This is a genomic window from Asaia sp. As-1742, assembly GCF_011753235.1.
GTDB lineage: Bacteria > Pseudomonadota > Alphaproteobacteria > Acetobacterales > Acetobacteraceae > Asaia > Asaia bogorensis_B.
Genome location: NZ_VWWA01000004.1, coordinates 385,785 through 408,899, shown reverse-complemented (window position 1 = coordinate 408,899; position 23,115 = coordinate 385,785). Strand labels below are relative to the sequence as shown.

The 23,115-nt window shown below is 60.5% G+C and carries 21 protein-coding genes and 1 tRNA gene; 15 read left to right on the top strand and 7 right to left on the bottom strand.

Features of this window, described 5'->3' with window-relative positions; translation table 11 throughout:
- The first annotated feature begins 9 nt into the window (after positions 1–9).
- The 5 genes from F3J08_RS09155 (at position 10) to mdoH (ending at position 8,060) form a co-directional block, all read left to right on the top strand.
- A complete protein-coding gene (locus F3J08_RS09155) occupies positions 10–1,548 on the top strand; it encodes a Do family serine endopeptidase (RefSeq protein WP_166929436.1) in 1,539 nt (512 codons plus the stop codon).
- 3 nt (positions 1,549–1,551) lie between these two features.
- Positions 1,552–2,607, top strand: a complete 1,056-nt coding sequence (locus F3J08_RS09150) for an aromatic acid exporter family protein (protein WP_166929434.1) — start codon at positions 1,552–1,554, stop codon at positions 2,605–2,607.
- 177 nt (positions 2,608–2,784) lie between these two features.
- Positions 2,785–4,248, top strand: a complete 1,464-nt coding sequence (locus tag F3J08_RS09145) for a mannitol dehydrogenase family protein (RefSeq protein ID WP_166929432.1) — start codon at positions 2,785–2,787, stop codon at positions 4,246–4,248.
- Between the two features lie 135 nt (positions 4,249–4,383).
- Complete coding sequence (locus F3J08_RS09140; protein WP_035444360.1) at positions 4,384–5,907, top strand: glucan biosynthesis protein; 1,524 nt, start codon at positions 4,384–4,386, stop codon at positions 5,905–5,907.
- Positions 5,883–8,060: a glucans biosynthesis glucosyltransferase MdoH gene (gene mdoH, locus F3J08_RS09135; RefSeq protein WP_166929431.1), complete on the top strand. Its 2,178-nt coding sequence runs from the start codon at positions 5,883–5,885 to the stop codon at positions 8,058–8,060. Before F3J08_RS09140 ends, mdoH begins: the two co-directional genes overlap by 25 nt.
- Before the next feature lie 221 nt (positions 8,061–8,281).
- On the opposite strand, the gene F3J08_RS09130 is transcribed toward mdoH, so the two are convergent.
- The gene (locus tag F3J08_RS09130) at positions 8,282–8,812 is read right to left on the bottom strand and encodes a DUF2501 domain-containing protein (protein WP_166929429.1); all 531 of its coding nucleotides are present in this window, start codon (positions 8,810–8,812) and stop codon (positions 8,282–8,284) included.
- 236 nt (positions 8,813–9,048) lie between these two features.
- Between F3J08_RS09130 and F3J08_RS09125 the strand changes: the two genes are divergently transcribed.
- Positions 9,049–11,178 carry a S9 family peptidase gene (locus F3J08_RS09125; RefSeq protein ID WP_166929427.1) on the top strand — a complete coding sequence of 710 codons (2,130 nt, stop codon included), beginning with the start codon at positions 9,049–9,051 and terminating at the stop codon, positions 11,176–11,178.
- 40 nt (positions 11,179–11,218) lie between these two features.
- On the opposite strand, the gene F3J08_RS09120 is transcribed toward F3J08_RS09125, so the two are convergent.
- Positions 11,219–11,611 carry a hypothetical protein gene (locus F3J08_RS09120; protein WP_122038336.1) on the bottom strand — a complete coding sequence of 131 codons (393 nt, stop codon included), beginning with the start codon at positions 11,609–11,611 and terminating at the stop codon, positions 11,219–11,221.
- Positions 11,612–11,778: 167 nt separating this feature from the next.
- Here F3J08_RS09120 and ykgO point away from each other — a divergent pair, with 167 nt between their 5' ends.
- The 3 genes from ykgO (at position 11,779) to F3J08_RS09105 (ending at position 13,049) form a co-directional block, all read left to right on the top strand.
- On the top strand, positions 11,779–11,904 hold the full coding sequence (gene ykgO / locus F3J08_RS09115; RefSeq protein WP_025886195.1) for a type B 50S ribosomal protein L36: 126 nt from the start codon (positions 11,779–11,781) through the stop codon (positions 11,902–11,904).
- 37 nt (positions 11,905–11,941) lie between these two features.
- Positions 11,942–12,724 (top strand): tetratricopeptide repeat protein, encoded by a 783-nt coding sequence (locus F3J08_RS09110; protein ID WP_166929425.1) that lies wholly within the window; start codon positions 11,942–11,944, stop codon positions 12,722–12,724.
- A 70-nt stretch (positions 12,725–12,794) separates the two neighbouring features.
- Positions 12,795–13,049, top strand: a complete 255-nt coding sequence (locus tag F3J08_RS09105; protein WP_146926680.1) for a hypothetical protein — start codon at positions 12,795–12,797, stop codon at positions 13,047–13,049.
- 218 nt (positions 13,050–13,267) lie between these two features.
- Here F3J08_RS09105 and F3J08_RS09100 read toward each other — a convergent pair whose 3' ends face one another.
- Entirely contained in the window at positions 13,268–15,502 is a 2,235-nt protein-coding gene (locus F3J08_RS09100) for a primosomal protein N' (RefSeq protein ID WP_166929423.1), read from the bottom strand.
- Between the two features lie 56 nt (positions 15,503–15,558).
- Here F3J08_RS09100 and F3J08_RS09095 point away from each other — a divergent pair, with 56 nt between their 5' ends.
- Positions 15,559–16,494 (top strand): tyrosine recombinase XerC, encoded by a 936-nt coding sequence (locus tag F3J08_RS09095; RefSeq protein WP_166929421.1) that lies wholly within the window; start codon positions 15,559–15,561, stop codon positions 16,492–16,494.
- A 5-nt stretch (positions 16,495–16,499) separates the two neighbouring features.
- Complete coding sequence (locus F3J08_RS09090; RefSeq protein WP_166929419.1) at positions 16,500–17,426, top strand: retroviral-like aspartic protease family protein; 927 nt, start codon at positions 16,500–16,502, stop codon at positions 17,424–17,426.
- Between the two features lie 43 nt (positions 17,427–17,469).
- Here F3J08_RS09090 and F3J08_RS09085 read toward each other — a convergent pair.
- Positions 17,470–17,545 (bottom strand) — tRNA-Ala (locus tag F3J08_RS09085).
- A gap of 163 nt (positions 17,546–17,708) precedes the next feature.
- Here F3J08_RS09085 and F3J08_RS09080 point away from each other — a divergent pair.
- The gene (locus tag F3J08_RS09080) at positions 17,709–18,017 is read left to right on the top strand and encodes a YggT family protein (protein ID WP_370458697.1); all 309 of its coding nucleotides are present in this window, start codon (positions 17,709–17,711) and stop codon (positions 18,015–18,017) included.
- A 138-nt stretch (positions 18,018–18,155) separates the two neighbouring features.
- On the opposite strand, the gene F3J08_RS09075 is transcribed toward F3J08_RS09080, so the two are convergent.
- The 3 genes from F3J08_RS09075 to F3J08_RS09065 all read right to left on the bottom strand — a co-directional run bounded on the left by F3J08_RS09075 (position 18,156) and on the right by F3J08_RS09065 (position 20,708).
- Entirely contained in the window at positions 18,156–18,932 is a 777-nt protein-coding gene (locus F3J08_RS09075) for an IclR family transcriptional regulator (protein ID WP_162922153.1), read from the bottom strand.
- Positions 18,933–19,127: 195 nt separating this feature from the next.
- Positions 19,128–19,913 carry a glutaminyl-peptide cyclotransferase gene (locus F3J08_RS09070; RefSeq protein WP_122038343.1) on the bottom strand — a complete coding sequence of 262 codons (786 nt, stop codon included), beginning with the start codon at positions 19,911–19,913 and terminating at the stop codon, positions 19,128–19,130.
- Positions 19,914–20,045: 132 nt separating this feature from the next.
- Positions 20,046–20,708: a TetR/AcrR family transcriptional regulator gene (locus F3J08_RS09065; RefSeq protein WP_166929417.1), complete on the bottom strand. Its 663-nt coding sequence runs from the start codon at positions 20,706–20,708 to the stop codon at positions 20,046–20,048.
- A 251-nt stretch (positions 20,709–20,959) separates the two neighbouring features.
- Between F3J08_RS09065 and fbaA the strand changes: the two genes are divergently transcribed.
- The 3 genes from fbaA to speD all read left to right on the top strand — a co-directional run bounded on the left by fbaA (position 20,960) and on the right by speD (position 23,070).
- A complete protein-coding gene (fbaA, locus tag F3J08_RS09060) occupies positions 20,960–22,069 on the top strand; it encodes a class II fructose-bisphosphate aldolase (RefSeq protein WP_031240430.1) in 1,110 nt (369 codons plus the stop codon).
- Between the two features lie 5 nt (positions 22,070–22,074).
- Complete coding sequence (locus F3J08_RS09055; protein WP_166929415.1) at positions 22,075–22,386, top strand: hypothetical protein; 312 nt, start codon at positions 22,075–22,077, stop codon at positions 22,384–22,386.
- Between the two features lie 207 nt (positions 22,387–22,593).
- Positions 22,594–23,070, top strand: a complete 477-nt coding sequence (speD, locus tag F3J08_RS09050) for an adenosylmethionine decarboxylase (RefSeq protein WP_023978244.1) — start codon at positions 22,594–22,596, stop codon at positions 23,068–23,070.
- Positions 23,071–23,115: the final 45 nt, after the last annotated feature.

Below are 23,115 nucleotides of genomic sequence, written 5' to 3'. Positions count from 1 at the left end.
CCTAGCGCCATGAAACATCGCCTCGTTCTTGCCGCCCTGATGGGCGGCTGGGTTTCCGCCGCCTCCTCCGCCTTTGCCGACCCTGCGCCGGCACCGGCCGCACCCGCAGCAGCTGCGCCGGCGGCTCTTGCGCGCAGCGTTCATGCGGCGCCGGACTCCCTGGCCGATCTGGCAGCCAGTCTGCTGCCAGCGGTGGTAAACATCTCGATTTCAGCCACGCTGAAGCCGGGTGAGGATGATGACGATGATGACGGCCCGGACGCCAGCCCCGATGACGGGCCGCAGGTGCCGCAATTTCCCCCCGGCTCGCCGATGGAGAAGTTCTTTCACGATTACATGAATCGCTCCCCCTCGCCTTCCGATCCGCCACGCAAGATGCAGGCGCTGGGCTCGGGCTTCATCATCTCGCCCGATGGATTCATCGTCACGAACAACCATGTCATCAAGGATGCGGACAAGGTTTCCGTCACCCTTCAGGATGGCACGGTGCTTCCTGCAAAGATCGTGGGGCGCGACAGCCGGACCGATCTGGCCGTGATCAAGATCGAGAGCAAGACGCCCTTCCCGACAGTACCCTTCGGCGATAGCGACAAGGCCCGCGTCGGCGACCGCGTTCTGGCCATCGGCAATCCGTTCGGCCTGTCCGGCACGGTTACCAGCGGCATCGTTTCATCGCGTGGTCGAGACATCAATCACGGGCTGTATGACGACTATATCCAGACCGATGCCTCCATCAACCGGGGCAATTCCGGCGGTCCGCTCTTCAATCTCGATGGGCAGGTGATCGGCATCAACACGGCCATCTACAGCTCCAGTGGCGGCTCCATCGGTATCGGCTTTGCCATCCCGGCCAATGATGCCCGTGGCGTGATCGATCAGTTGCGCCGTGATGGCCATGTGTCGCGCGGCTGGATTGGCGTACGCGTGCAGAACGTGACGCACGAAATTGCCGACAGCATCGGCCTCAAGCCCGAAAAGGGCGCGATGATTGCCGGTATCGACCCCAAGGGCCCGGCTTCTGCGGCAAAGCTGCAGACAGGCGATGTGATTACCGCGCTCAATGGCAAGCCCATTGATGGCCACGCCCTGCCACGCCTCGTGGCCGAAATTGCGCCCGGCACCAAGACGGTGTTCGGCATCTGGCGCAAGGGCAAGACGATGGATGTCACCCTGGTGGTCAAACCCTCACCCGAGGCGCCGGACATGCCGCCAAGCGATGCCAAGGTGAAAGGCCCCAGCAAGCTCGCCCTTGCCGATCTGGGTGTCACCTTCTCTGCCATCGATGACGAGACACGCGGCAAATACAGCCTTTCGGATTCACAGCGGGGCGTGGTGGTAACCGATGTGACACGCGATGGTGCTGCCGATACGCGTGGCCTTCAGCCGGGTGACGTGGTGACGGAAGTGCAGCAGGTGGCGGTGAATTCACCGGACGCCCTGTCAAAGGAACTGGCACGCGCACGCCAGCAGAAGAAACATACCGTGCTCCTGCTCGTTCAGGGTCAGGACGGGCTGCGCTGGGTGCCGCTGCCGCTATCCGGAGACTGATCTATGCCCTTTGCCTCACTGCTCCGGGCGCGCGAGGATGGTGAGGCCCCGTGGCGGCAGATGGTCAGAACCCTCGTTGCGGTGGCCCTGTGCTGGGTCATCGGTGAAGCCACCGGGCTGGACGAGACGATCTGGGCCCTGATCACGGCGCTGATCGTCACCCAGTCGAGCATAGACCAGACGTTTTCCACGGCGCGCGACCAGATTATCGGCACGCTGGTCGGTGCCGTTGTTGGCACGCTGGCCATCACTGCGCGGCTTATTCTGGGTTTCTACTGGCCTATCTTCTGCATCGCCCTGTTACCGCTGGCCTATATGGCAGCGGTTCGCCCCTCGTTGCGCTTTGCCGGGGTGACGCTGATGATCGTCTATCTTCTGCCCTCGCATGGCGCGAACCCGTACTGGCCGCTGACCGAGCGACTGACTGCCATTTTCCTTGGTGTGATCGTCGCGCTGGTTGTGAGTTTCGTGGTGCTTCATGCCAGTGCGCGGCGGCGCGGTTTCCTCACCGCAGGGCGCATGTTCCGCGAGATGGACGAACTGCTTCAGGCGGCCCTGCGACGGCAGGAAATGTGGAGCGAACTCGAGGCCCGCAATGACCATTGCGCTCGCAATCTGCTGGTGATCAATGAATGTGTGGCAGAAGCCTATCGCGAAAACTGGGGGCTGCTCGAAAAACGCCACCCGATCCTGACCGTTCTGCCCGCCCTGATGCGCCGTATGCTCAGTGATACCATGCTGGTGGCCCGTGCCATCAATGCGGGCAAGGACAGGGGCGGCTTTTCAGGCGTGGCCGGGCTGCATACCGGTCTGAGCCATGCCTATCGCTCTCTCGCCCGGCGCTGCGAAATCCATGCTGCGGGCAAGGCCCATGAGAAACCCTATCGCCCGGGACGGGAAGACGTTCTGAGCGCGCTGCCGACGCTGGGGCAGGATGCGCTGCCCGAAATGCACTTCGTCATCGCCCTGCTGCGCCAGGATATGCGCCGTGCCACAGACGTGCTGATGAGCACGCCCGAAAGCCGGGCGAAAGACCTGAGAGACATGATCGGCAAGTAAGCCCCAGACAGGGAGCGCCTGCACAGATCGCGTTGAACTTGTGCTCCCCCTGTAACGTTGCTTGGGGTGATTTGGGCCGGGTTGTACCCTGCGCTTTTTGACGTGCAGGGCTGAATCTGGTCTTTTTGTGTCGTTCAGAAATGGCGCTCCTGAAGCAACAAAAAGGGATTTAAGCTTATGATCACCCGCGAGACCCTGAAGCACCTGCCGGCAGGCGTGGCCGCTCCGTCTTACGATCTCAAGGACATCAAGCCCGGAATCCTGCATTTTGGTGTCGGCAATTTCTTCCGCGCCCATGAGGCCTATTATGTCGACAAGGCGCTCGCTCTGCCCGGTCAGCAGGGCTGGGGCATTATCGGCGTCGGCCTGACCTCGGGCGACCGTTCCAAGAAGAAGGCCGAGGATTTCAAGCAGCAGGACTGCCTGTTCTCCCTGACCGAAACGGCCCCCTCGGGCGAGAGCAAGCGCACCGTTATTGGCGCCCTGCGCGACTATCTCCTTGCTCCTGAAAAGCAGGAAGCCGTTCTGGAATATCTCGCCGATCCGGCCATCAAGATCGTGTCGATGACGATCACCGAGGGTGGCTACAACATCGACGAGCACTCGGGTGAATTCGCGCTCGACAACGAGGCCGTCCAGCGCGATCTGGCCAATCCGGAAACGCCGTCCACGATCTTTGGTTATGTGGTCGAGGGTCTGCGCCGCCGTCGCGATGCGGGCAATCGCGCCTTCACCATCATGTCCTGCGATAACCTGCGTCATAACGGCAACGTGGCACGCAAGGCCTTTCTTGGTTATGCCCGCGCCCGTGACCCGGAGTTCGCAAGCTGGATCGAGGCCAACGCCACCTTCCCCAACGCCATGGTTGATCGCATCACACCGACCGTCTCGGCAGACATCGCTGCCCGCCTGAACAAGGAGAGCGGTCTGGATGATCTTCTGCCGCTGGTGGCGGAAGACTTCACCCAGTGGGTGATCGAGGATGAATTTGCCGATGGACGTCCCGCCCTTGAAAAGGTCGGCGTGCAGATGGTCGATGACGTGACCGATTATGAGTTCATGAAGATCCGTATGCTCAACGCATCGCACATCTTCCTGGCCTTCTCCGGTCTGCTCCTCGGCTATGATCATATCGACGAGTCGATCAATGACCCCGAGCTGCGCAAGCTGGTCGAGACCTACCTCGACACGGATGTCATCCCGACCCTGAAGGCCGCGCCGGGTGAAGACCTTGAGAAGTATAAGGAATCGGTCATCTCGCGCTTCTCCAACCCGGCCATGGCAGACCAGAACCTGCGTATCGGCAGTGATGGCGCATCGAAGGTGCAGGTGTTCTGGACGGCCACCATCCAGAACCTCCTGAAGGACAAGCGCGATCTCGATCGTGTTGCCTATGGTCTGGCTGCCTATCTTGAAATGCTTCGCGGCAAGAACGAGAAGGGCGGCACATTCGAGCCGATCGAACCGACTTTCACCGATGACACATGGAAAATCGCCAAGAGCGACGATTACGAAGCCGGGTTTGCCCTCCCGGCCTTCGATGGCTGGCGCAAGCTTGACCACGCCGCGCTTGACGAAAAAGTGACCGAACTACGTAAGGTTATCAGGGAAAAAGGCGTAAAGGCCGCTCTCTCCGTCTGAAAAGGATGCGCGAAAGCCGCACTCGTGACAGATTTCTAAGGCAGGCGAGTTTTCCTGTGTCCCAAAGTAACTTATGGGCGTTAGGAAAATCAGACATCCCCCGGCATTTAGCCGGGTCTGCCGGAGATAGTCATAGTGCTGCGTCGCGATCTTGTTAAAATCGGTGCTGGCCTCTCGATACTGGGGGCCAGCAAAATTGCCCGGGCAGCGCCTGCTGCTGCTCCGAAGCCGACCCCGTTCGACAACAACACGGTACGGCAGATCGCGCAGAACCTGTCGAAATCCGCCTACAAGGCGCCGCAGCAAACTCTCCCCAGCGCCATCGACAATCTGAACTTCGATCAGTTCCGCGGCATTACCTACAAGGAAGAGCGCGCGCTCTGGCACGGCCAGAACCTTGCCTTTGACGTCGAGTTCTTCCCGCGTGGCTTCCTGTATCGCCCGCGTATCAACATGAATGAGGTTGTGGACGGACAGTCGAGCCCGATCGTCTATGACCCTGACATGTTCAGCTATCCCGACCCGATGCTGCGCGTGACCGATGATCTCGGCTTTTCCGGCCTGCGTCTGCGCAATGCCATCAACACCCCCAATGTGATGGAAGAATGTGCCGTGTTTCTCGGCGCATCCTATTTCCGCGCTGTGGCGAAGGGGCAGAATTACGGCCTGTCCGCCCGCGGTTTTGCCAATGGCACGGGCGACCCGAAGGGCGAGGAATTCGCCCTCTTCCGTGAATTCTGGCTCGAAAAGCCCAAGCCCGGCGTCGACTCGGTCGTTATTCATGCCCTGATGGACAGCCCCTCCGTTGTTGGTGCTTTCCGCTTCACCATTCGTCCGGGCGCCACAACGGTCTTTGATGTGCAGTCGAGCTTCTATCCGCGCACCGACATCACCGAAGGCGGCGTGGCAGCCCTGACCGGCATGTTCTATTTCGATGCCAATAACCGCAATCATGTCGATGACTGGCGCCCCGGCGCCCATGACAGCGAAGCGCTCCAGATGTGGACCGGCACGGGTGGGCAGCTCTATCGCCCGCTGAACAATCCCGTCGATCTCCAGTTCTCGGCCTTCCAGGATGCGAGCCCGCATGGCTTTGGCCTTATGCAGCGCCGCCGCGCGTTCCATGATTTCGAAGATCTCGCGCTGAACTACGAAAAGCGTCCCTCGCTCTGGATCGAACCCATCGGTGACTGGGGCGAAGGCGCTGTCGATCTGGTCGAGATTCCGACACCCAACGAGGTGAACGACAATATCGTGTCGTTCTGGCGCCCCAAGCAGCCCATGCAGGCCGGGCACGAATACGGCTACACCTATCGCATGTACTGGGGCTGGGACACGCCCTGGCCAACCGATCTGGCCCGCATTGGCGCAACACGCGTCGGCGCCGTGACCGATCATGCCGATGGCCGCATGTTCGTGATCGATTTCACCGGCAAGCCGTTCGAGAACCTGCCTGCCAATGCAGCCTTCCACCTCGTACCGCAGGCCTCGACCGGGACCATCAAGAACGTGGTGGTCGAGCCCAATCCGAATATCAAGGGATGGCGTACGACGTTCGAATTCTATCCGGGCAGCGCCAAGCTGGCCGAACTGACGTGCCAGCTTGCCAATGAGCAGGGGCCGATTTCCGAAAAATGGATGTATCGTTGGACGCCGTGAGCACCCTTCCCACCTCTTTCACCCCCTTCGACGTGCTTCCGGCGGAATCGCCCCTCGAGATGCCGACGCAGAACCTGCGTCAGCGTCCCGAGACTTTCGGGCGTGACCGTCATCCCCCCACCACACCCTCCTTGCTGTGGTTGCGCCGCCTGCTGGTCATTGGCGGTGCCATTGCCCTGACAGGCTGGGGTGCGTTCGAGATGAACCGCGTGCTCAACAGCATGGGCGTCTCGACGCTGGGCATCATCGTTCTGGCGCTGTTCGTGGTGCTCGGCGCCTGGATCTCACTTTCCTTCACCTCCTCGCTGGCCGGCTTTGTCTCGGTGCTGCGACACGGGGGTCTGGGCCTCGGTATCTCGCGCGATACCCCTCTGCCCGCGCTGATGACCCGTACCGCAGTGCTCATGCCCACCTATAACGAGGACCCGGACCGTGTCCTCGTAGGCCTGCGTGCGATCCATGACAGCCTGGTGGCGACAGGCCGTATCGACGCCTTCGATTTCTTCATCCTCTCCGACACGACAGACCCTGATGTCTGGGTTCGCGAGGAGCGCGCCTATCTTGCCTTTGTGCAGGCGGTGAACGGGCAGGGGCGCATTTTCTATCGCCGCCGCCCCAAGAACATCGATCGTAAATCCGGCAATCTGGAAGAATGGGTCAAACGCTTCGGCGGTGCCTATCAGCAGATGCTCACCCTTGATGCCGATTCAGTAATGGATGGCGGCCTGATCGTGCGTACGGTTTCGGCCATGGAGCGCCACGAGAACGTGGCCCTCATCCAGACCCTGCCGGTCATCATCGGTGGCAAGACACTCTTTGCGCGCATGCAGCAATTTGCCGGGCGTGTTTACGGGCCGCTGATCGCTCACGGCATTGCCTGGTGGCATGGCTCGGAAGGCAATTACTGGGGGCATAACGCCGTCATTCGTACCCGTGCCTTTGCCGAACAGGCCGGATTGCCTCACCTGCCGGGCCGCAAGCCTTTCGGTGGCGGTATTCTCAGCCATGACTTTGTCGAGGCCGCCCTGATGCGTCGTGGCGGCTGGGCCATTCACATGGTGCCGGGTCTGTTCGGTTCCTATGAGGAAAGCCCGCCCTCTCTCACCGATGTGGCCATCCGTGACCGCCGCTGGTGTCAGGGCAATCTCCAGCATGGCAAGATCGTTCTGTCACGCGGTCTGCACTGGATGAGCCGCATGCACATGATGGTCGGTATCGGTGCCTACATCACCTCGCCGCTGTGGCTGCTGTTCCTCATGTTCGGTATCCTGATCTCGCTTCAGGCCCATTTCGACCGGCCCGAATATTTCGGTGATACCAAGACGCTCTATCCGCACTGGCCGCAGGTCGATCCTGTACAGGCCAAATACGTGTTTATCGGCACGATGGCCGTTCTGCTCGCCCCCAAGGCGCTCGCCCTGATCGCCGCCCTGTTTGATCGTGCCATGCTGCGCAGCTGTGGTGGCTTTTTCCGTCTGGTGGCCTCCATCCTGCTGGAAACGCTCATTGGCGGTCTGATCGCGCCTATTGCGATGCTGATCCACACCTCAGGCGTTATTTCGATCCTGAGTGGTCGCGACTCCGGCTGGAACGCCCAGAACCGTGATGACGGGCGCGTTTCCCTCAAGGAAGTGGCGCATGGTTACTGGATCTATACCGCCTATGGCCTGGTCATGGCTGCTGCGGCCTGGTCGGTCTCGTTCTCGCTCTTCCTGTGGATGACGCCGGTTCTGATTGGTCTGGCCCTGGCCATTCCTCTGGCCGCCATGACCGCAAGCCGTGATGTCGGTCTGTGGCTCAGAAGCTGGGGGCTTCTGCTCATCCCCGAAGAGACCAACCTGCCGCCCATCCTGAAGCTTGCCGCCGAGAACGATCTGCGTCGCACCCAGGCCGAAGCCATGCCGGATCGCCCCCCGGCCGAGGCCTTCGCGGCCCTGCGCAGCAATCCGGCCCTCGCCGCCGAGCATCGTCGCGCCCTGCCCGTCGCCCGTCAGCCCGGTGCCGCTATCGACGCCAATCTGCTGGTCGGTCTGCTGAAATTGCGTGAAGCGGCTTCCGTGGACAACGCTCTCGCGACATTGTCCAAGCAGGAAAAAGCCTCTGTCCTGTGCAGCGCCGAAGGTCTGGACCTCATTCTCGGCCTTCCTGCCTGAACAGGGCTCATGGGGATAATGCCTGTCCAGGCATTATCCCCACGGGGCTCGGCCCCGCACCTATGAAGGGTTAAACCCCTTCAATCCCCCACCAAATTTCCCGGAATCGCGGAAGCTTCCTACCTGCAGGCATGGTCTCGGGTAGCGCCCCACAACGACAGGCCACAAAAAAAGGCCAGCCTTGCGGCTGACCCCTTTTGTCGTTCGATCGTGGCAGGCGCTTATTTGAAATCCTGCCCGCGCTGACGGACCTGGGCGCAAAGCTGCGTGCGATGGCTCAGATCGAGGGTCGAGACATCGAAGGGAACGTTGGTGTTGCTCTGCAGCAGGCCCTGACCACCCAGCGAGTAGTACTGGTCGTTCTGCACATCGGGACGCTTGGCCAGCTTGCGGCCTACAACGCGCAGCGTGTTGCCGTGCACCAAGTGGTTACGCACACAATAGCTGGCGAGGCCAGCGAGATTGCCCGCCTTGGCCGCGTCGAGCGAGGGCAGACCATAATTATCGAGAACACCCGGCGTGCTGGCGGTCGCTACCGTGTTGCTCACGCCGCTGCCACCAACGGCCTGCATGACGTGACTGGCTGCATCCGGAGCGCCATCACGATGAACAGGAATGGACCCGGCAGGCATCACGGTGGACTGCGTTCCTGGTGCGACGGACGGCAAGGGAGCCTGCTGTGCATGTGCCGAGGCACCAGCAAAAGTAAGACCAGCAACGGCCGTCAGACCAAGACATAGACGAGGCAACATGAAAGCGATCCTTTTTTCTGCTCTTTTTCAGACCCGTCTCTTGCAAGCGGAGCCTGTTAAAACGCGCTTTCCCGAAAATATATCGGGATGAAGGACGTGTGCTTTCCTAACATGTGAGGCGCTAAGTGGTTTATTCCCCTATCGAAACTTCGGCGTTTCACCACGAGGACGTTGAGATGCGCCCCATTCTGCCGCACTCTGATACAGGTTTCGTTTTTCCAGACTGAGGTCCTGCCATGATTCCTCCCTCGCCACGGCGCGTACCGCACACCATTACCCAGCTTGAACGGGTCAGGCAGGATGACTACGCCTGGATGAAGGACGAGAACTGGCAGAAAGTCCTGCGTGATCCGTCCCTGCTCCGCACGGATATCGCCGAGGCCCTGCGCGAGGAAAACAGCTACACCGAGCACTGCCTGGCCAATGTGGCGCCAGATCGCGCCGCGCTGCTTCAGGAAATGATCGGCCGTATTCCCCCGGCAGAAGATTCCGTTCCCTGGCCCGACGAGGCATGGCTCTATTTTTCCCGCTTCGCCAAGGATGCACAGCATCCGGTCTATCTGCGCCGCCCCCGGTCCGGCGGTGAGGATCAGGTTCTGCTCGATGTCGAGGCACTGGCCAAAAGCCACGCCTATTTCGCCCTGGCTGGCGTCCGTCATTCCGATGACCACCGGGTCTTCGTCTATGCCGCCGATACGCAGGGGTCAGAGGTCTATCGCCTGCACAGCATCGATACAGCCACCGGTGACGCCTTTGCTCCTCCTGTCGAGAGTGCCGCGGGCAGCTTCGTGATCTCGCCCGACAGTGCCTGGCTGTTCTGGATCTACCGTGATGACCACGGACGGCCCTCGCGCGTCTATCGTCGTCCGCTGGCAGGCGGCGAGGATGTTCTTGTGTTCGATGAGCCCGATTCAGGCTTTTTCCTGAGCCTGTCGGTCACAGCGTCACGCCAATGGATTCTGATTGAACGTGGCGATCATGACACGAACGAGACGCTGCTGATCCCTGCCAGCGACCCGACACAGGCCCCCCGCATCGCCTCGCCGCTCAAACGGGGCGAGCGTTATACCCTCACGCACTGGAATGACCGCTTCATCATTCTCACCAATGCGGAAGGGGCAGTCGATTTCCAGTTCATGCAGGCGCCGGACCAGTCGCCATCGCGAGAGAACTGGACGCCTTTCCTCGCGCATGAGCCGGGGCGCTTCCTGCTGGGTGCCGCAGCGTGTCGGAACTATCTCGCCTGGGCGGAACGGGTGAACGGCAATATCGAGATTCATGTCGTGTCAGAGAGCGCTGCGGGGGACCGTGCCGGTAACGATACCGATCAGGGCGATATCCGCACGAAGGTCCGCACGATCGGCATGAAGGAACCCGCTTTCGACCTCACCCTGCTGGGCTTTCTCGAATATGACGACAGCATCCTGCGCTATATCTACGAATCACCGACCACGCCCGCGCACTGGTACGATCTCGATATGCGCACAGGCGAGCAGAGCCTGAGGAAGGTTCGTGAAATCCCCTCGGGTCATGATCCGTCCCTTTACGAGACCCATCGCCTGTTCGCCATCGCCTCTGATGGCGCAGAGGTGCCCGTCACCGTTCTCAAGCGTCGAGATACCCCATGCGACGGAACGGCTCCCCTCCTGCTCTACGGGTACGGGTCTTACGGTATCTCGATGGAGTCCGGGTTCAGCACTTCGGTGTTCAGCCTTGTCGATCGCGGCTGGGTCTATGCCGTCGCGCATATCCGTGGCGGCTCGGAAAAAGGCTGGAACTGGTTTCTTGAGGGTCGCGGCAAACACAAACCCAATAGCTTTACCGATTTCGTGGCCTGCGCCCATCATCTGGTCGGGCAGGGCTACGGACAGGCCGGGCGTATCGTGGCGCATGGCGGCTCTGCGGGCGGGTTGCTCATGGGGGCGGTTGCCAATCTTGCCCCGGAGCTGTTCGCCGGCATTGCCGCCCAGGTACCGTTTGTCGATGTGCTGAACACGATGTCAGATGACACCCTGCCGCTTACCCCGCCGGAATGGCCCGAATGGGGGAACCCGCTGGAAGACCGCGACGCGTATGATCTGATCGCCAGCTATTCGCCCTATGACAATATCCGACCTGTGGCCTATCCCCCGGTTCTGGCGATGGGTGGATTGTCAGACCCGCGCGTGACCTACTGGGAACCGGCAAAATGGATCGCGAAACTCCGTGAAGTTGCCACAGGCGGGCCCTTCCTGTGCCGTATCAACATGGATGCCGGGCATGGGGGCTCATCAGGCCGGTTCAAGCGACTGGAAGAAGTGGCTTATGTCTATGGCTTCGCACTCTGGGCCATGGCGCGTCGCCCGCTGCCGGATCAGACTTTCTGATCCGGAACCCGGCCCCCTTCATACGGGGCCGGGACCATAATCATTCGTCGCTATCGGCCTGGGGGCGTGGCCTTATGGCGGCACACATGGCCGGGAGCTTGGGATCGGCCTCACCCTTGGTGCGGCACAACGTCCGAGCATCCGTGCCGCAAACCTCGATCGTCTCCTCAAAATCGGATTCGAGCACATCGCGCGCCACAGCCGCATCCTGATTGTTGCTGTCCGAGTCCTGGTTCGCCACGATCTTCTGCGTCTTGTGCAGCTCCTTGAGCGCCTCCACACAGCTGTCGCTGGCCGAGTCCGGGTCGGTCTGGAGAACGGCCAGAATCCGGTTGAGCACCGAGGCAGGATCATTCTTGGGCTTGGGCGCAGCCTGCGCCGAGAGGGGCAGACCCACCATGAGGGCGGCTAGAACAGGCAGAGCTTTCTTCATGGAATCAGGATAATTGGGTTTTCATCCTTTGAAAACGCCCAAAATAAAGGGTTTCATGGGGTTGAGGCTCAGTCGGGAGTTGACTCTGACCGGAGCCATGAGTATTCCGACCACCTCTCGCGGGCGCGACGCCCGTTCGTCTTGCATGGCCCGGGAAGCAAATTATCATGAAGATTCGTAACAGCCTCAAATCTGCCAAGATCCGCGACAAGGACTGCCGCGTTGTTCGCCGTCGTGGCCGCGTCTACGTCATCAACAAGAAGAACCCGCGCATGAAGGCTCGCCAGGGCTAATTCCCTGCTGATGCCGAAACGGAGCTTTCGCCCCGTTTTGACGCGTTATACGGCCCTTCGCGGGGCCGTCGTCAGGCCGTGTCTGCTCCTGGGCAGCGCGGCTTTTGTCGTTCTGGCGCTCTCCCCGGCCAAGGGGTCGCCTGACGGTCACCCGGTGCCCGGCCACAAACCCGGCCTGCACGGAGCTGCCACCTCTCCGGCAATCCCTGACAGGACGACCACCAGCCCCACAGACACAGGGCCAAACGGGTCTGCAGGCACGCCCCCCGCGATGCGAGATAACAGCAAGCCGGATTCTGCCACGGCCTCTCCAGGTACCAAGCCCCCCAGCGCGCCAAAGCCTGACCCCCTTCAGGAAACGAGCAAGGCCCTGCGTATAGCGCATACGCCCGCAGAAGCCCGCGCGCTGGAACGACGCGCCGAGACGCTGCGCCAGAAGAACCTCTCTGCCAGTACGCGCCTGTTGCTGGAAAATGCGGATTCGAGCCTCAAGGCCCATGATTATCGCAAGGCCGAGGCGGCACTCGACAACGCCCTTGTGCTTCAGCCTGACAAGCCATTCATCCGGCGCGGCCGTGCGCGGGTGCGCTATGCAGCAGGCGATTTCGAAGGGGCGATCAGCGATCTGGGCGTTGCCTTGCAGAAAGACCCTGACGACCCGCTTTCATGGCAGTTGCTCTCGCAGGTCGAGGAGGAACGCCACGATCTCAAGGCGGCCCTGCAGGCGGCCCGACAGCTTCTTGTGGTCGATCCGCTGGCCAGCGGCGGTGCCAAACGTGTGAAGGCGCTGCAGGCCCAACTGGATGGACGCGCCATTTAAAGCGCGTCACGATCTCAACTCTGCCTTGATTATGCAGTTTGATGAGATGTCGAAGTCAAAGGAGAACATCATGTTCAAGAAGAACAAGGCTCAGGTTACCGAACTGACGGCCCCCGAGGCCCAGAAGAAGGGCTGCTGCATCAGCAAGATGTGCGGCTCGGCCAAGCCGCAGACCAAGGAAGCCATCCTGGGTGGCCTGACCTTTCTCAGCATGTTCGGCCCCAAGAAGCTGCGTCCCCATCTGCAGCACCTCCTCGCCGTGATCGCCATCGTGACTTTCGTCGTCAAGGCCATCAAGCCTAAGCGCGAAGACAAGTCCGCCTGATTTTTACTCCTTCCCTCGCCCGGGGGTAACAAGTTTCCTCACCGGGCGAGGGCGATACCGGGGGTGCCCGGCCCTAGCAGGGCGCTGCCCTGCACCCGTGAAGGGGCACACCCCTTCAACCCCCGCTTCGAAGTAAGCAGGTTTCCAAAGGACGATTGTCCTTTGGCGGGGTTTGGGGCCGCGCCCCAATGCCAACAAGTCGGCGAAACGCTTCCTTCCTAGAGAAACGAAATCGGGTCAATATCGATATCGATGCGCTCATGGCTCGTCAGTTTCACGCCCTCGAGCCATGCTCGCAGGATGGGCTGAACAGCCACGTTGCGTCGGGTACGCAGCAGAAGGCGACGCCGATGGCGACCCCGCAGGATAGCGAGAGGGGCCGGTGCAGGGCCAAGCACCTGGATACCGGCGCCTTCCGGGGCACGTGCGCCCAGCAGATTGGCAACCTTATCAGCGGCCTCGGCTGAATCCGCACTGACAATGACCGCAGCCAGACGCCCGTAGGGCGGCCAGAAACCGGGCTTTCGCTGCGCCGATTCCTGCTCCATGAACGCCAGATAATCATTCGAGACGAGCGCTTTCATAACGGGATGGTCCCCCAGATAGCTCTGAAGCAGAACCGTCCCGGGCTTTTCCGCACGGCCAGCGCGACCCGCCACCTGATGCAGAAGCTGGACCGTGCGCTCGGCGGCACGCAGGTCGCCACCGCCAAGACCGAGATCGGCATCGACCACACCCACAAGAGTGAGGTCAGGGAAATGCCAGCCCTTGGCAACAATCTGGGTACCGATCACAAGGTCGATCTCGCGATCGCTGATGCGCCTGACTGCGTCGGCCGTCGCTGAGGGCGAGCCCAGCGTATCGGATGCCATGACCAGAATACGCGCATCGGGAAAATGCAGCCGCGCTTCCTCATGCACGCGCTCGATACCCGGCCCGACGGCCACGAGGCTGGATTCGGCAGCGCAGGACGGGCAGGTATCGGGCAGGGGCTCATGATGCCCGCAATGATGGCAGGTCAGGATCTGCCGGGCCCTATGCTCGACCAGCCAGGCCGAGCAATTGGGGCACTCCATACGATGACCGCAGGCACGGCATAGGGTGAGGGGCGCATAGCCACGACGGTTGAGGAACAGCATGGCCTGTTCCTCACGCGCAAAGGTCGCGCTGATGGCGTCTGTCAGGGCAGGCGACAGAAACTGGCCGCGCTCGGGCGGCGCCCGGCGCATATCGACAAGGCGCACATCGGGCAGCGTGGCGTTGCCGTGGCGGCTATGCAGCACCACGTGCTGGTAGCGCCCGTGCTCCACATTGGTAAGCGTCTCGAGACTGGGCGTGGCAGAAACAAGAATGGCCGGCACATCTGACAGGCGCGCCCGGACAATGGCCATATCGCGCCCGTGATAGGTTACTCCCTCTTCCTGCTTGAAGGCTGTCTCATGCTCCTCATCCACCACGATCAGACCGAGATCGGGGAAGGGCAGAAACAGGGCCGATCGTGCGCCCACCACAACCGGGGCCTGACCTTTGGCAATGGCATGCCATGTCTCGCGGCGTTTCTTGCCGCCCAGTTCGGAATGCCAGAGCGCAGGCTGCACGCCAAAGCGTCTGGCAAAGCGATCTGTCCACTGCGTGGAAAGCGCAATTTCGGGCAGCAGCACGAGACATTGCCGGTTGGCCGCAAGACAGGCGGCGATGGCCTCGAAATAGACTTCGGTCTTGCCCGAGCCGGTCACCCCCTCAAGCAGGGTGACGCCAAAGCTGTGCCCCTGCACCGCACTGGCCAGTACATGCGCGGCCGCCTGCTGTTCATCTGAAAGATGGGGAGGATGAAAAGCAGGGTCTGGCGTGGCAAATAGCGGTGCCGAAACCAGAGGGACCTCCTGCAGCAATCCGGCTGCCGCCAGCCCCCGCAGGACAGATGACGAGACGCCGGTCTTTTCCGTCAGGCTTGCCGTGGAGAGGGGAACCTCACTGACGGCCTCCAGCACCGACTGACGCGCCTGCGTCATGCGCAACCCTGCCGGGTCGGCCTGCCCCCTGACCCAACCGAGCTGAACCTTTGTGGGCATGGTGTGACGGGCGCGAATGGCCATGGCAAGCACAAGGCCGGGCGGCGTCAGGGTATAAGCGGCCAGCCAGTCGATAAACCGCCTGAGATCACCCGGTATGGCAGGCATATCGAGCCGCCCCAGCACCGGCTTGAGGCGTGTGAGCGCAATGGGGCGTGCTGCGGCGGGTGCAAAATCGGCGGGAACGTCGCTTTGCGTGTCCCACACGCAGCCGGTCTCCTGACGTCGCCCGAGCGGCACACTGACCAGGTCACCCGGCGCAACCGCACCTTCAGGCGCGAGATAATCAAGGGCTGTGGGAAAAGGCAGCGGCAGCAGAACGCTGATGCGCACAGCTCTCTCGCCATCTGCCTTCAGCTTCACTAAGCTCGGTTCTGTCATGCTGCCCAAGCGCCCCCTTCTGCCCTGCCCTCTTAGCCGAGACGAGGTCCGCCGTCATGCTGATGCATGAATGTCTCGATTCATGGCTCAACTGGCTGACTCATGAGAAACGGGCGCGCCCCAACACTGTTCTGGCCTATCGCAACGATGTCGCGACCGCTCTGGCATTTCTGGGCGAGCATCTGGGGCAGGAGCCCGATCTCTCCGCCTTCGCGTCCCTGCGCACAAGCGATTTCAGGGCGTGGCTGGCCTATGACACGAACCGAGCCGAAAGCGGGAAAGGCACGCCCGATGGTCGCGCCCGCTCGCGCGCCAGAAGGGTCTCGGCATTACGGTCATTCTATCACTACCTCCATATCAGGCATGGGGTCAGCGCCAGCGCCCTGCGCCAGCTCAAGGCACCCAAGACACGCAAGCGTCTGCCGCGCCCGCTTTCACGCGACATGGCACGCAGTGCGGCTGTCGATATTGCAGCCCTTGAGCAGCACCCGCTTTGCGCCGCGCGCGACGAAGCCCTGTTCACCCTGCTTTATGGCGCGGGCCTGCGTATCGGCGAAGCATTGGCGCTCAATCTGCGTGACTGCGACCGTGCTGCGGAGTCCGGGTTGCGCGTTACCGGCAAGGGCGGCCGGGAGCGACTTGTGCCGCTTCTGCCAAATGTCCTCAAGGCACTGGCCCTGTGGCGCAGCCAGCATCCCTGTCCGGCCCCGGAGGCGCCGCTCTTCGTCGGGTTACGCGGCAAGCGTCTGCAACCCGCCGTGGCGCGCCGTGTCATGCAGGTCTGGCGCGAGCAGAGCGGTCTGGACAACAGCGCCACCCCTCATGCACTGCGTCACTCCTTCGCCACCCATCTGCTGGAGGGCGGTGCGGATCTGCGTGCCATCCAGGAACTCCTGGGTCACGCCAGCCTTTCTACGACGCAGGCCTATACGCTGGCCGATGAACGCCACCTCCTTGCCGTCTGGCAGGCCCATCCACGCGCAAGGAAATAACAAGAATGATGCGCCCTGTTGCCTTTCTCCTCGCCATCATGCTGGCGGGCTCAGGCCTGTCTCGTGCCCATGCCGGCCCCTGCACGCCCGAACGTATTGCCGACATTCCGCTCCATAATGACGGGCTCTTCCTGAACGCCCCTGTTGTGCTTGATGGACGTCAGGCGCGATTCATTGTCGATACGGGTTCTGAAGGCAGCCTGATCACGCCAGAGGCCGCCTCGGCTCTCAAGCTCGCAGCCGATCCGGCGCATCTGACGGTCATACAGGGGCCAAACGGGCGTGGTCAGCTCGCCCCCAACATGATGATACGCGCTCTGTCCTTCGGGCTGCTTCCTCTGGGCTCGCGCTCGATACCACTCGGCGCCCTGCCGGGGCTTCCGGTCCTGTCCCCCCCGATTGCCGGTCTCATGGGCGTCGATCTGCTGCGCGGGATGGATGTCGAGTTCAACGTACCGCAAAAACGCCTCACGCTGTGGCGTTCACCCTCACGCGACGCACGCTGCCACATCGCGCCTTCATGGCCTGCCGGTTACACAACCTTGCGGGCCAGACGCGAAGGGGCCCGTCTGGCGCTGTCTTTCACGCTGGACGGTCATGAGGGGCTTGCCTTGCTCGATAGCGGCGCACGCTCTCACATACTCTCACGGCGCTTTGCCAACGCCATGGGCATCAGTGACGATATCCTGCGCCGGGATCAGGGCGGCGTGACAAGCGGCGTGGATCTCAATGCACGCTGGTATCACTGGCATCATTTTCACGAATTGCATTTGCAGGAAGAAAAGCCCGGTACCGGCAATCCAGTGTGGAAAGACCCGGTACTGACCGTGTCCGACATGCGAGACAATGCCGACATGCTGCTCGGAGCCGACTGGTTTGCCCAGCATGATATCTGGATCTCGTTCAGCGCCGGACAGGTCTGGGTGCGTTAAGCCGCTGCACATCGGGACATATCGAAAGTCGGAGAGTGTTCCATGGTGGAGCTGAGGGGAATCGAACCCCTGACCTCCTCATTGCGAACGAGGCGCTCTCCCATCTGAGCTACAGCCCCACGGAACGCGTCGGAAGCTACACGGTCCTGCTCCAAAGTCAAGATTCGCCTGCTTTATGGTCGCTCCAGCAACCGGCCGGAGGGCTTGCGCAGCTGACATGTTGTCTCGCGGCCCTGCCAAACGCTAAGCTAGGCATTCCATCGTTTTTCAAAGAGACCGGATTTGCTGATCATCACCATTTACAACATCCTCATGATGCTGATTCAGCTCTTCACATGGGCGCTATTGCTTTACTGCGTGATGAGCATGCTGGTGGGTTTCCGGATTCTCGATCCGGGCAACCGCCTCGTTTACAATGTCGTGATTTTCCTGGGTCGCATTGTCGAGCCTGTACTGAACCCCGTTCGCTCAATCCTGCCGCAATTCGGCGCCCTTGATCTGAGCCCGCTCGCGGTACTGCTAGGGCTTCAGTATCTGGTTGTGCCAGTGCTCAACCGACTGGTTTTTGCCTCACTGCATGGCAGTTTCTAAGGCGCATCGCCAGCGCGCCTCGCGATCGCTGGCCAAGCCGATGGGCGTATCGATCACGACCGGCCATCGGCGACCCGCTTGCCTCTCCGAGCCGAAAGCTGGCCAGATATGTCGATCCGGCCAACAGGAATGGCAAACCTAGTCGGCGACGTCGCTCAGCTCGTGCCAACCGAGCTTGGCCGACAGCAACGATGCTGTCTGGCGCACCTGAGGGGCCAGGGCTTTCATACGCAAAAGCGGCATATCGCCTGCCCCACCCGTCACACTGATCGATGCCACAATGCTGCCCGAAGCATCGCGCACCGGGGAGGCAACGCAGTGGATACCAATCTCGTCATCTTCCAAATCGAACACACAGTCGGTCGAGCGATAGAAGCGCATGCGATTGATCCAGCTCGACAGTCCGGCAGGCATATGGCGATAACTGGTGCGATAGAGACGCGCCCATTCGGTCTCCAATTCGTCGAGAATGAGCGCACGCCCCGTACCCGTGCGTGCAAGCGGGAGGTGCTGGCCTGTCCGGCTACGCACAGAAAGAGGCATACGCCCTTCCAGACGCATCAGATAGATGACCGCACTGTCTGCCCGAACACCCAGATGGACCATACGACCCGTTGTCTCGTTCAGATTCTGCAGCAATGGGGATGCGAGCCCCAGAAGAGGAGTAACAGCCTGTGCTTGGGTTGTGAGCGATGTCAGTTTTTCACCAAGACCATAGCGCCCCATGGATTTCAGGCGTAACCAGCCCTGCTGTAACAGGGCTGCTGTCAGGCGCTGTGTTGTGCTGCGTGTGCAGCCAATCTCCAGCGCCAATTCGGAAAGCGTATCGACGCCGGCCTTGACGGCCAGAATGATTGACAGGCCGCGCCCCAATGTCTGTGTACCCTGGGGCCAGTCTTTATCCGAATATGCCACATGCCGCTCCATGTTCTTTGAACGGTGCCTTGGACTTTGAAAGGGCTTCTCGTTCGCTTTTGAGACTTTTTATTGCTCCACAAGGGAGGCACAGAAGCATCTCATAACGTTATTCACGGGCGAATAAACACTTATCTTCGTTTTCCGGTCACATCTATGTAATCAAGACGTGGGCAGTTCCAATTTTGCTTCAAATCAGTGTTTATAGGAAGGAATTTTAATCTGGTAAAGCGTTGGCCAATATTTTCCGGTAACGAATAATCTATCATTTTCGCGATCATAGGCGATGCCATTCGGCACAGCGTCCGGATCGTCCAGGCCAACTTCTTCTTCAAGATTCGTCAGATCGACCCATGACTTCACTTGACCCGTTACGGGATCGATTCTGGCTATTTCTGGGGTCATCCATACATTTGCCCAGATTTCTCCATGAATATATTCCAGTTCATTCAGTCTGTTTACTGGAACACCATCGGCCGTTACACAGATTTTGCTGATGACATGTAATGACACAGGATCAAGATGCTTCAGACAAGGCGTTCCATCCGAAAGAATCAGTGTCTTGTCATCATGGGTCAGGCCCCAGCCTTCTCCGGCATAATGGAATCGTCCCCCCAGCGTCAGTGACGGGAAACTCCAGATGTAGCCGCTACCACTGCGCCATGTGACGCTGATCAGACGATCCTGCCAGTCCACAATGCCCTCACCGAAATGCCCGTCGGGCACGGTAGCCTGTGCGAGGGTCTTGCCCGTCTCCAGCGAGACCCGTCGTATGACTGATCGGCCCGAGAGCCCCGTGCTCTCGAAAAGCGCGCCATCTCGATAGAACAATCCCTCGGTGAACGCCGAAGGGTCATGGGGAAAACGGGCGATAATCTGTGCTGGCTCGACAGGCGGACTGGCATGGCCAGCAGGCGCGAACAGACAGGCTGTCATTGCCAGACCGGAAAACGAGGCAATACAGGCAAATGAAAGGCGCATGGGAAAGCTTTTCGCTGACGGTTTCACCCAAACGCTATACGCCTGCCCCTCATTTTCCCACAATCACCCTCTCTCGATCCGGAACCAGGGCGATTGTTCAGCCCAATGGACGGGAAAAATGGCGCGACTATCTCAGGATGGGCGACCGTTTATCGCCATGAAGGCCTTGCCCACACGCCTTGCGACGTCATGAATCTGTTCCTCGCTGCAATCGACGGGCAACTCGAAACGCTTGCGCTGGACAAGCCGTGTCTGACACAGCGCCATGAACTGCTCAGCGGCAAAAAGCGGGTCATCGGTGACGATGTCCCCCCGCTCGACCCAGTGCCCGATCCAGTCTGTCATGGTCTTGAGCGTGCGTCCGAAGCCGTGACGCCAGAATGTATCGGCCAGAACCGGAAAATGCGGCGCTTCGGATACGATAATACGATAGAGACGCAACGGGCCAGGCTGAAGGAGAACGGTGATAAACCGCTCGGCCAGCTTGGTGGCTGATTCCTCACATGTCATGGCCGTCAGGTGACTCTGACAAATGGCGGGCGCGAGTTTACCCCGGCTCAGATCCTCGATGACAGCGCCAAACAGCGCTGCCTTGTTCTCGAAATGGTTGTAGAGCGTCCCTTTCGACACGCCGGCACGACAGGCGATCTGGGACATGGAAGCCCCTTCATAGCCGGATTCGAGAAAGATCGCCTCGGCCCCATCAAGAATCTGGCGGCGCTTGGCGTTGCAGGCCACACTGTCCCGAGCGGGGTCTTCGTTGTCGGGCGAGGCGAAAGTGTCGTTCTTGTTCAACCGGTCCATCCGTCTGGCGCATTGGTCTGATGCCGGTGGGCAACGCGCGAAACTTGAGAGCGGCCCGATGGCGGACCCTCAGAACTGACCGAACGGGTCGATCAGCGCAAGCCAAAACTGCCCAACGCGCGTTAATCCTTCAGAACTGCAACGAGAATGACTTCAATGTGTCCATGAAAGGTCTAGGCATTGCGCCTGCGGATCGCGATAAATTGGTTGAGACGACCCGTTTTCAGAGACATGAGATCCTTATGACCCCTACAAACCCGAATGCGTCGCGCCCCAGCCGAGCCCTGCCCCCGGGAGTTGTCACAGGTGATGACTATCTCACCCTGATCGAGGCCTGCAAGCAGGGCGGATATGCTCTTCCTGCCGTCAACGTCGTAGGCACCGACAGCGTCAATGCCGTGCTCGAGGCCGCAGCGAAGAACAACTCCGACGTCATCGTCCAGTGCTCCAATGGCGGTGCACGTTTCTACGCCGGCGAGGGTCTGGCTGATCAGCACCGGGCCCGTGTGCTGGGCGCTGCCTCGATGGCCCGCCACGTCCATCTTCTGGCCAAGGAATACGGCATCTGCGTGATTCTTCACACAGACCACGCCGATCGCAAGCTTATCCCCTGGGTGGAAGGTCTGCTCGATCTGAGTGAGGCTGAGGTTGCCGCCGGGCGTCCGCCTCTTTTCTCCTCTCATATGATCGATCTCTCTGCAGAGCCGCTTGAGGACAACCTGGCCGAATGTGCGCGCCTTCTGCCCCGCATGGCCAAGCTCGGGATCAGCCTTGAAATCGAACTGGGTGTCACGGGTGGTGAAGAAGACGGTGTGGGCCATGATCTCGAAGATCATGAGGACAATGCCCATCTCTACACGCAGCCCGAAGACGTCCTTACCGCCTGGAACCGTCTCTCGCCGCTCGGTCACGTCACTGTGGCAGCGTCCTTCGGCAATGTGCATGGTGTCTACAAGCCGGGCAACGTGCAGCTTCGGCCCGAGATCCTGCTCCATTCACAGGAGCACGTCGCTGAAAAGACGGGCCTTGGCCCCAAGCCGCTCGCGCTCGTCTTTCATGGCGGATCGGGGTCGGAAAAGGACAAGATCACCGCTGCCGTGTCCTATGGTGTGTTCAAGATGAATATCGACACCGACGTGCAGTTTGCCTTTGCCAATGGCATTGGCCAATACGTGCTCGATCACTCCAAGGCTTTCCTGCACCAGATCGACCCCGAGACCGACGCGCCCTACAAGAAGTTCTATGACCCGCGCAAATGGCTGCGCGTTGGTGAAAAGAGCATCGTCGACCGCCTGGAAGAGGCTTTTGCCGATCTGGGGTCGAAAGGCAGATCCATCGCTACCAGGGACTGAAGGACGTGACCTGCGAGATCGTCAGGGCATTCAGCGTCGTGCCAAGCCAGACTGCGCTGTTCGAGTCGACCTACGGGCCGGAAGGCCCGTGGGCGCGGCTCTATCGCAATGTTCGCGACTATCTTGGCACACGCCTCATTGCCGATCTCGACAAGCCAGGCGACTATATCGCCATTGATGAATGGACGTCGCACAGGGCCTATCTGGATTTCCAGAAGGATCACCCCGATGCCTTTGCAGCCCTCGATGAGGCCTGCTCGCCCCTGCTCCAGAACTGGCATTTCATCGGGGCATTTCAGGTCGTGGCAACGGCCTGAAGCCATCTCCAAGCTTGCAGGAACAGGCAAACGCATTGTGTGCTGTCGCAGCGACACAGCCTTGGCCGGGTCAAGTAACAATATGAAGAAAATCGGATGAATCGGGCAGAAAGTCCTTGCATCCGGGGGGCATGACCTTTAATCGGGCGGCCTTGGCCCAAGGGGGCATGTTGCCCAACAGGCTGTCTACTGGTTTAGAGGTACGTGATGAACGCACTTGCTCAACTGGGGATGGTATCGGGACTCCCGAGAGATAACCAGACTGTCACATCGAACACATCTCATGAAGAGGTGTGCAAGGATTACTTCATTGAGCGTGATGGTGAACGCTTCGCCGGTCATCACCTGCTGATCGATTTCTGGGACGCCACGAATCTGGACGATCCCGCAGCGATCGACGCCACGCTTTGCGAGGCAGCGGTTACCGCAGGGGCAACAATCCTGCACAGCCACTTCCATCACTTCACGCCCAATGGCGGCGTGTCGGGCGTGATCGTGCTGGCCGAAAGCCACATCTCGATCCACACATGGCCCGAGCGCAATTTTGCCGCCGTTGACGTGTTCATGTGCGGCGCCTGCGACCCGAATCTGACGATTCCGGTCATGCAGCGTCTTTTCCAGGCCGGTCGCGTCGTCTCTGACGAAGTGCGTCGTGGTCGTGAAAAGATCTCGCCTGCAGGCTGAGCGCGTTACGCTGCGCTCAAAAGCAGACAAGGCCGGGCCCGTTGC

Excerpts from the sequence above, each read along its gene's own strand:
- F3J08_RS09145 (WP_166929432.1), top strand. The coding sequence starts at position 2,785 with ATGATCACCCGCGAGACCCTGAAGCACCTGCCGGCAGGCGTGGCCGCT.
- fbaA (WP_031240430.1), top strand. The coding sequence starts at position 20,960 with ATGACCCCTACAAACCCGAATGCGTCGCGCCCCAGCCGAGCCCTGCCC.
- F3J08_RS09070 (WP_122038343.1), bottom strand. The coding sequence starts at position 19,913 with ATGCGCCTTTCATTTGCCTGTATTGCCTCGTTTTCCGGTCTGGCAATG.
- F3J08_RS09150 (WP_166929434.1), top strand. The coding sequence starts at position 1,552 with ATGCCCTTTGCCTCACTGCTCCGGGCGCGCGAGGATGGTGAGGCCCCG.
- F3J08_RS09095 (WP_166929421.1), top strand. The coding sequence starts at position 15,559 with ATGCTGATGCATGAATGTCTCGATTCATGGCTCAACTGGCTGACTCAT.
- F3J08_RS09125 (WP_166929427.1), top strand. The coding sequence starts at position 9,049 with ATGATTCCTCCCTCGCCACGGCGCGTACCGCACACCATTACCCAGCTT.
- mdoH (WP_166929431.1), top strand. The coding sequence starts at position 5,883 with ATGGATGTATCGTTGGACGCCGTGAGCACCCTTCCCACCTCTTTCACC.
- F3J08_RS09120 (WP_122038336.1), bottom strand. The coding sequence starts at position 11,611 with ATGAAGAAAGCTCTGCCTGTTCTAGCCGCCCTCATGGTGGGTCTGCCC.
- F3J08_RS09130 (WP_166929429.1), bottom strand. The coding sequence starts at position 8,812 with ATGTTGCCTCGTCTATGTCTTGGTCTGACGGCCGTTGCTGGTCTTACT.
- ykgO (WP_025886195.1), top strand. The coding sequence starts at position 11,779 with ATGAAGATTCGTAACAGCCTCAAATCTGCCAAGATCCGCGACAAGGAC.
- F3J08_RS09155 (WP_166929436.1), top strand. The coding sequence starts at position 10 with ATGAAACATCGCCTCGTTCTTGCCGCCCTGATGGGCGGCTGGGTTTCC.
- F3J08_RS09105 (WP_146926680.1), top strand. The coding sequence starts at position 12,795 with ATGTTCAAGAAGAACAAGGCTCAGGTTACCGAACTGACGGCCCCCGAG.
- speD (WP_023978244.1), top strand. The coding sequence starts at position 22,594 with ATGAACGCACTTGCTCAACTGGGGATGGTATCGGGACTCCCGAGAGAT.
- F3J08_RS09090 (WP_166929419.1), top strand. The coding sequence starts at position 16,500 with ATGATGCGCCCTGTTGCCTTTCTCCTCGCCATCATGCTGGCGGGCTCA.
- F3J08_RS09100 (WP_166929423.1), bottom strand. The coding sequence starts at position 15,502 with ATGACAGAACCGAGCTTAGTGAAGCTGAAGGCAGATGGCGAGAGAGCT.